We start from the raw sequence: 6,849 nt of genomic DNA, 5'->3' as shown, positions 1-6,849 counted from the left end.
CATCTGCGCGCCCGCCACGACGGATGCGAAGAACGTGATGCCCCGGGTCGCCGCCCTGCTCGACGTGATGATCCTGTCGGACGTGTCCGGCGTGGTCGATGCCGACACCTTCGAGCGCCCGATCTACGCGGGCAACGCGATCCAGACGGTGAAATCGAAGGACGACAAGAAGGTGATCACCTTCCGGACCTCGACCTTCGACGCCGCGGGCGAAGGCGGGTCCGCCTCTGTCGAAACCGTCGCCGCCGCCGGAAATCCGGACCTTTCGGAGTGGGTCGAAGACAAGGTCGCGGTCTCGGACCGCCCCGAGCTGACCTCCGCCGGTTTCGTAGTCTCCGGCGGGCGCGGCGTCGGCTCACAGGATGATTTCGCGCTGATCGAGAAGCTCGCCGACAAGCTCGGCGCTGCCGTCGGCGCCTCGCGCGCCGCCGTCGACGCCGGCTTCGCCCCGAACGACTGGCAGGTCGGCCAGACCGGCAAGGTCGTCGCGCCCGAGCTCTACGTGGCCGTGGGCATCTCCGGCGCGATCCAGCATCTGGCGGGGATGAAGGATTCGAAGATTATCGTCGCGATCAACAAGGACGAGGAGGCCCCGATCTTCCAGATCGCCGACTATGGCCTCGTCGCGGACCTCTTCACCGCGGTGCCCGAACTGATCGAGAAGCTTTGAACGCCGGAATACAGGAGATCTGACCATGCCACTCGACGAGACGCGGGTTCGCGATTTCGACTTTGCCGACGTGCCCGTGAAAGTGGGCGAGAAGGATGCGATGCTCTATGCGCTCGGCCTCGGGATTGGGGCCGACCCGCTGGACGCGCGGGCCCTGCGACATGTCTACGAGAAGGACTTGCAGGTTTTTCCGACCATGCCGCTGGTGCTGGGCAGCCCCGGCATGTGGTTCGACAAGGCCGGGCTGGACTACCGCAAGCTGGTGCATGGGGCGCAGGCATTGGAGGTGGTCCGACCCCTGCCGCTGGACGACGGCATGGTTGCCCGCTCAAAGGTTGTGGGCCTTTGGGACAGGGGTGCCGAGAAGGGCGCCGTGGTGGACGTGGAGCGGGTGTTGACCGACACGGCCGGCGCAGTCGTCGCGCGACTTGTCTCGACCTACGCGCTGCGTGGGGACGGCGGCTTCGGCGGCCGCCCGCCGGAGCGCGATGGCTGGGCGCGGCCGGAGCGGGCGGCGGATGGCGCGGCGGTGCTGCCGATCCTGCCGCAGGCCGCCTTGCTCTACCGGCTGAACGGTGACATGAACCCGCTGCACGCCGACCCGGAATGGGCGAAGGCGGTGGGCTTCGAGCGACCGATCCTGCACGGGCTCTGCACCTTTGCCATGGCGGCGCGCGGACTGATCGAGCAGCTCAGCCCCGATGCCCCGGAAGCGCTTCGCGCGATTTCCGGCCGTTTCAGCCGTCCGGTCTTTCCGGGCGAAACGCTGCGGGTGACGTTCTGGCAGGAAGCCGGCGAGGTGCTGTTCGAAGCCTCTGTCGAGGAGCGAGACCTGGTTGTGCTGACGGGTGGACGCGCGCGCTTCGCGTGAGCGCGCGCAGCGCGATCAGCCCTGATCGCGCAGTTTTCGCTTCATCAACTTGCCGCTTTCCTCGCGCGGCAGCTTTTCGGCAAAATGGATGATCCTCGGTATCTTGTACCTGGCCAGCCGGGGCTCGAGGTAACTGCGGATCGCGTCCGGGTCGGGCTTGGCGCCGGGGGCAAGCTGAATATAGGCAGCGAGAACTTCGCCGAACTCCGGGTCCGGCAGGCCGATCACCGCGCAATCGACCACATCCGGGCTCTGGATCAACTCGGATTCGATTTCCGCCGGGTAGATGTTGGTGCCGCCGAAGATCACCATGTCGCGCTTGCGGTCGCTGATGTACAGAAAACCCGCCTCGTCGAGATAACCGACATCGCCGATGCTGATGAACCCGTCGCGCTCCGACTCGGCGCGCGCCTCGGGATTGTTGATGTAGGTGAAATCGGCGTAGTTGGCGTTGCGCACGTAGATTTCTCCCGCCTCGCCCGTGGGCAGCACGCTGCCGTCATCGCCATAGATGCGGATCTCGGCGTTCGGAACGCAGCGCCCGACCGTGCCAGGGCGGGCGAGCCATTCTTCAGGCGTCGCATGCAGGGCGATGCCAACCTCGGTGCCGCCGTAGATCTCGTGAACGATGGGGCCGAACCACTCCATCAGCCCCTGCTTGACCTCGACCGGGCAGGCGCTGGCGGTATGGCTGATCCAGCGCAGCGAGGAGACGTCGTATTTCTCGCGCACCTCCCTGGGCAGCTTGAGCAGTTTGACGAACATGGTCGGCACGGCGGTGACCACGTTGATCCGGTGTTTCTCGATCAGGGCGAGGAACTCTTCGGGGTCGAATCTCGAGGTGATCACAAGCAGGCGGCCGCGGGTGGCGGCGTAGCGGGCAAAGCCGTTGGGCGAGGCGTGATAGAGCGGGGTGACCAGCAGGCCGCGCATATCGGGCGCGATGCCATAGGTCGCCCTGAAGGTTGCGGCGTTGCGCTCAGCCTCCTGCGGGGTCATCGGGTTGCGCTTCACACCCTTGGGTTTTCCGGTGGTGCCGGACGTATAGATGATGACGCCGCGATCAAGCGGGATCGGGCCGCTGTGGGGCTCTGCCGCGGCGATCCAGGATTCGTAATCCGTCATGCCTTCGGGAACGGCGCATTGCGACGGGTCGAGCTTGAACGCCCGGGCCACGGCGGGAGGCGTCGCCACCACGACCACGCGGCACGTCTCGGGTAGTTTGCCCTGCACCAGCGGCAGCAGGTCGGCGTGGACGATCAGCATGTCGGCCGCGCAATCCTCGATGACGTAGAGCAACTCGGGGCCGGTCAGGTGCCAGTTCAGCGGAACGGAATAGCAGCCCAGCCGCTGTGCGGCGATGTTGACCTCGATGATGGGCGTGTCGTTGCGCATCAGCTGCGACACCACCATGCCCTCCGAAAGGCCGTCGCGCTTCAGCGCCCCCGCCACCTGGGCGACCCGCGCTTCCATCTGCTCCTGGGTGACGGTGCGGTCTCCGGTGATGATTTCCGCAGGCTGCTGCACGTCTTTCAGGTCGCGGATGGCTGTCTGCGTCAGGGTCATGTGGTGTGCTCCCGGGAGGCAAGGGGAATGTTGATGAAATCGGGCGTCCGTTTCTCGGCAAAGGCCGCGCGGCCCTCGCGGGATTCGGGTGCGCCCGAGCATTGGGACTGCATCTTCGCCTCAAAGGCGATCTGCGCTTCGAAATCGTTGCAGGGCGAGGCTTCGAACAGCCCGCGTGTTCGGCTCAGTGCGTTTACGGGCCCCTCGGCGAGCCGGGTTGCGAGGGCGAGGCTTTCCGACTGCAGGCTCTCGTCCGGAAAGACGCGATTGACCAGGCCCCAGTCGAGCGCCTGCGCCGCCGGAAGCCGTTCCGCCAGAAGCGCCATTTCGCGCGCCCGGGCCTCGCCGATGCGGCGGGGCAGCAGCCAGCTTGCGCCGCAGTCGGGAACCAGTCCGGCCTTGACGAAGGCCTGCAGAAAGGAGGCGCTTTCGGCGCAGGTCACGATATCGCCGAGAAGCGCGAGGCTCATGCCCGCCCCGGCGGCAATGCCGTTGACCGCCACGACGACGGGCAGCGGGCAGGTCCGAAGCCGGCGGATCATCGGATGATACCAGGTTTCGAGCACCGTGCCGCCCTCGGGAACCTCAAGACGTTCCGTCAGGTCCGCCCCGGCGCAGAAGCCGCGTCCGGCTCCGGTGATGAGCAGGGCGCGGGTCGGGCTGCCGGGCGCCAGGCAGTCGGCCAGGGCCAACTCGAGCGCGCGGGCGAGCTGGCCGGACAGCGCATTCATCCGTTCCGGGCGGTTGAGGGTCAGCCGCGTTACGGCGCCGATCTCTTCGCGCAGCAGGATATCGGGTGCGGTCATCTCATTCTCCGGCGGGACTTGCGGACAGGGGGGCGGTCATGGCGCATCCGGGAAGGGTGCGGATGGCGAGGGCGCACAGGGCGATGAGGGCGATGCCGATGGCGCCGAACTCGAGCTGGTTGAGACCCAGCGATGCGTTGCCCGGGGAGGCCAGGATGAGCCCGGCCAGCATCAGCACCGCCCGGGTCGCGACGCCCGCGACCGAGTTGGCGATCCCTCCGACGCCCAGCATGTAGCCTTGCAGGGACCACGATACCGCCGCCACCCCGCAGACCGCCGTGATGATGGAGGTGACGATCTCGTAAGGCGTGCCCTGCAGGATCAGCGCCGGGTTCATCACGAAGAAGAACGGCACGAAGTACATCACCGAGGCGAGCCGCATCGCGTGCCAGCCGATCTTGATCGCGGGGACCTTGGCGATGGCCGCGGCGGCAAACGTGGCGATGGCGACCGGCGGCGTGACGAAGGAGAGCATGCCCCAGTACATGACGAAGAGATGCACCGCGAGCGGGTTGAACCCGACCTTGACCAGTGCGGGCACCAGCACGATGGCGAGAAAGATGTAGCAGGCCGAAACCGTCATCCCCATGCCGAGCACGAAGGAGGTGAGGGCGCCCATTATGAGCAGCATGATCGGCGCGTCGCCGGCGAGAAAGACAAGCTCGGTGCTCAGCGTGCTGAGGATGCCGGTGGCCGCCAGCCCGCCCGCGATCATGCCGATCGCGAGGATGATCGCGATGATCTCCGAAAGTCCGCGTCCGATGCCGGTGATCATTTCGCGGAGGCCGGCGAGGCCGACCCGGTTCTCGGGCCGGTACTGGTTGACCACAAGGAGCAGGCCGGTGGCGTAGAAGGCCGCGCGGCTCTCGTTCATGCCCTGGGCCAGCATGGTGATGAGCGCGATGAAGACGAGGCAGTAGTGCCAACCGCCCTTGAAAGCCTCGGCGAGGGTGGGAAGTTCGGCCCGCGGCAAGCCCTTGAGGCCACGCCGTGCGGCGTAGGCGTCCACCTGCAGCAGGAGGCCGATGTAGAAAAGCGCGGCGGGGATGGCGGCCGCAAGGGCGACCTCGGTGTAGGGAATGGACAGGAACGTCGCCATGATGAAGGCGGTGGTGCCCATCACGGGAGGGGTCAGCACGCCGCCGGTGGACGCGACCGCCTCGACGCCGCCGGCGTAGGAGGCGGAAAATCCCGTGCGTTTCATCGCCGGGATCGAGACCGATCCGCTGGTCATGACGTTCGAGATCACGCTGCCGCTGATCGAGGCTTGCAGCGCGCTCGACACCACGGCGACGTGGGCCGCGCCTCCACGCACCGTGCCCATGAGGGCAAAGGCGACATCGTTGAAGAACTTCGCCGCGCCGGTGAATTGCAGCGCCAACCCGAAGACGATGAAGCCGACGACAAGATCGGCGAATGCCCGCATCGGCACGCCGAAAACGCTCTCGAAGCTGTAAAGGTGATAGGCAGCGAGGTCAGGGGCCGGCAGCGGCACGGAATTGAGGGGTCCCGGCATGTGATCGGCGACGATCGGGTAGAGCGAGACCAGCAGCACGACGATCGTCAGCGGCCAGCCATTGGTACGGCGCGCGCCTTCCAGCACCAGGAGCCAGGTAAGCCCGGCGACGAGCTGTGCCTGGGTCGGAGCCGTGAACTGCCAGCTCGAGAAGATGATGTCGTTGGCGTGAAGGATCAGGTAGCCGGAACACAGGCAGGCCAGCAGGAAGAGCGCCCAGTCGAGTAGGCCGACCTCTCCCTTGACGCGCGCCGCGCGCGGCATGATCAGAAAGATGATCGGAAAGAACACCAGCGTCAGCACGTAAAGGAACGTCTGTCCGTTGATAACCACGCCGATCGCGCGCGAGAACAGAAAGGTCTGGTTCACAGTCAGCAGGAGGCCGAGCGCGGAGAAGGCGAATATGATCCACTGTGAAAGTCTGGTCATTGTCCGGGACCTTATTGCTGCTGGGCTTCATGCCCACTGGAGACAGGGCAGCGTAAGGCCCGGCGCACGGATGCGCCGGGCCCCCTGGCGAACTACCAGTCCTTGACGGGAACGTCGAAACCGGCGGCTTCGAGCGCCTTGATGCGCGCTTCCTTCCAGGCGGTGGCGAATTCGGCATCGTCGGAAATGTTGCGGGCCACGGTCTCTTTCCAAGCGTCCGCGAGCACTTCCTGGCGCTTCACCAGCGCGTCGTTGTGGGCCTGAAGCTCGTCATTCCAGAGGCCGGCCTCCTTGAAGTAGCGGATGGCGCCATCGTGGAAGGGCACCACGTAATTGAGGATCTGCCGGTCGGCGGCCAGTCCGTAGGTGGTGGGGGCGGCCTTGGAGATATTGTCGAAATCGTCGTAGATCGTCTTGACCATCGCATAGACGAGGCTGTCGGAGCGTTCGCTTGTGGTGTTGAGCATCATGTCGGGATAGCTGGCCATCTCGATCCCCTCCTTGGGGATGTTGACGCCTTCCCTGGCGACCTTCTGGATCCAGCGCGGATCGCTGGCGCGGATGTTTTTCCAGCACTCGGTGTCGGAGAAGGGCACCGGCACCCAGGCCAGCCCGCGCGACGAGGCTTCGGCGCGCAGCGAGAGGCCGGAGTTGGTGGAGGTGTAAAAGACGTCGGCCTGATCGTTCATGTAGGCGTCGACGGACGCGCCGAAGCCCGGCACGTCGACCTTGGTCACATCATCCCAGGTGAGGCCGCCGCAGGCCAATATGAGCGAGTTCAGCGCTCCTTCGATCGCCGGCGAGCCCTGCACGAAGGCGATCCGCAAACCGGCGAGATCGCGCGGGCTCTTGACGTTTTCCGCGAGGTCGGGGGCGATCGCCAGCCCGAAACTCTGGTCGGTCATGCTGGTCAGCACGAGGCGCTCAGGCTGCGGACCCCAATCCTTCGCGCCGAACTGGTAGGCGCCTTCCTGGGCGAAATACACATCGA

At 66.0% G+C, this 6,849-nt stretch carries 6 protein-coding genes; 2 read left to right on the top strand and 4 right to left on the bottom strand.

Annotated features, from left to right (window positions below; genetic code table 11):
• Positions 1–670 (top strand): electron transfer flavoprotein subunit alpha/FixB family protein (locus E1832_RS00375; RefSeq protein ID WP_133357812.1); only part of this gene is annotated, 670 nt, incomplete at its 5' end.
• A gap of 25 nt (positions 671–695) precedes the next feature.
• Positions 696–1,541, top strand: coding sequence for a MaoC/PaaZ C-terminal domain-containing protein (locus E1832_RS00370; RefSeq protein WP_133357811.1), 846 nt, complete (start codon positions 696–698; stop codon positions 1,539–1,541).
• Positions 1,542–1,556: 15 nt separating this feature from the next.
• Here E1832_RS00370 and E1832_RS00365 read toward each other — a convergent pair whose 3' ends face one another.
• The 4 genes from E1832_RS00365 to E1832_RS00350 all read right to left on the bottom strand — a co-directional run.
• The gene (locus E1832_RS00365) at positions 1,557–3,107 is read right to left on the bottom strand and encodes an AMP-binding protein (RefSeq protein ID WP_133357810.1); all 1,551 of its coding nucleotides are present in this window, start codon (positions 3,105–3,107) and stop codon (positions 1,557–1,559) included.
• Complete coding sequence (locus E1832_RS00360) at positions 3,104–3,913, bottom strand: enoyl-CoA hydratase-related protein (protein WP_133357809.1); 810 nt, start codon at positions 3,911–3,913, stop codon at positions 3,104–3,106. The genes E1832_RS00365 and E1832_RS00360 overlap by 4 nt, the downstream gene beginning before the upstream one ends.
• A 1-nt stretch (position 3,914) precedes the next feature.
• A complete protein-coding gene (locus tag E1832_RS00355; protein WP_133357808.1) occupies positions 3,915–5,858 on the bottom strand; it encodes a TRAP transporter permease in 1,944 nt (647 codons plus the stop codon).
• Positions 5,859–5,950: 92 nt separating this feature from the next.
• The coding region (locus E1832_RS00350; RefSeq protein WP_133357807.1) for a TAXI family TRAP transporter solute-binding subunit at positions 5,951–6,849 on the bottom strand (899 nt) is incomplete at its 5' end.

It is taken from the genome of Antarcticimicrobium luteum (assembly GCF_004358185.1).
Lineage (GTDB): Bacteria > Pseudomonadota > Alphaproteobacteria > Rhodobacterales > Rhodobacteraceae > Antarcticimicrobium > Antarcticimicrobium luteum.
This window is presented reverse-complemented; position numbering and strand designations above follow the sequence as displayed.

Bases quoted from the DNA above. Each gene is read 5' to 3' on its own strand.
- E1832_RS00370 (WP_133357811.1), top strand. From the start codon at position 696: ATGCCACTCGACGAGACGCGGGTTCGCGATTTCGACTTTGCCGACGTG.
- E1832_RS00365 (WP_133357810.1), bottom strand. From the start codon at position 3,107: ATGACCCTGACGCAGACAGCCATCCGCGACCTGAAAGACGTGCAGCAG.
- E1832_RS00360 (WP_133357809.1), bottom strand. From the start codon at position 3,913: ATGACCGCACCCGATATCCTGCTGCGCGAAGAGATCGGCGCCGTAACG.
- E1832_RS00355 (WP_133357808.1), bottom strand. From the start codon at position 5,858: ATGACCAGACTTTCACAGTGGATCATATTCGCCTTCTCCGCGCTCGGC.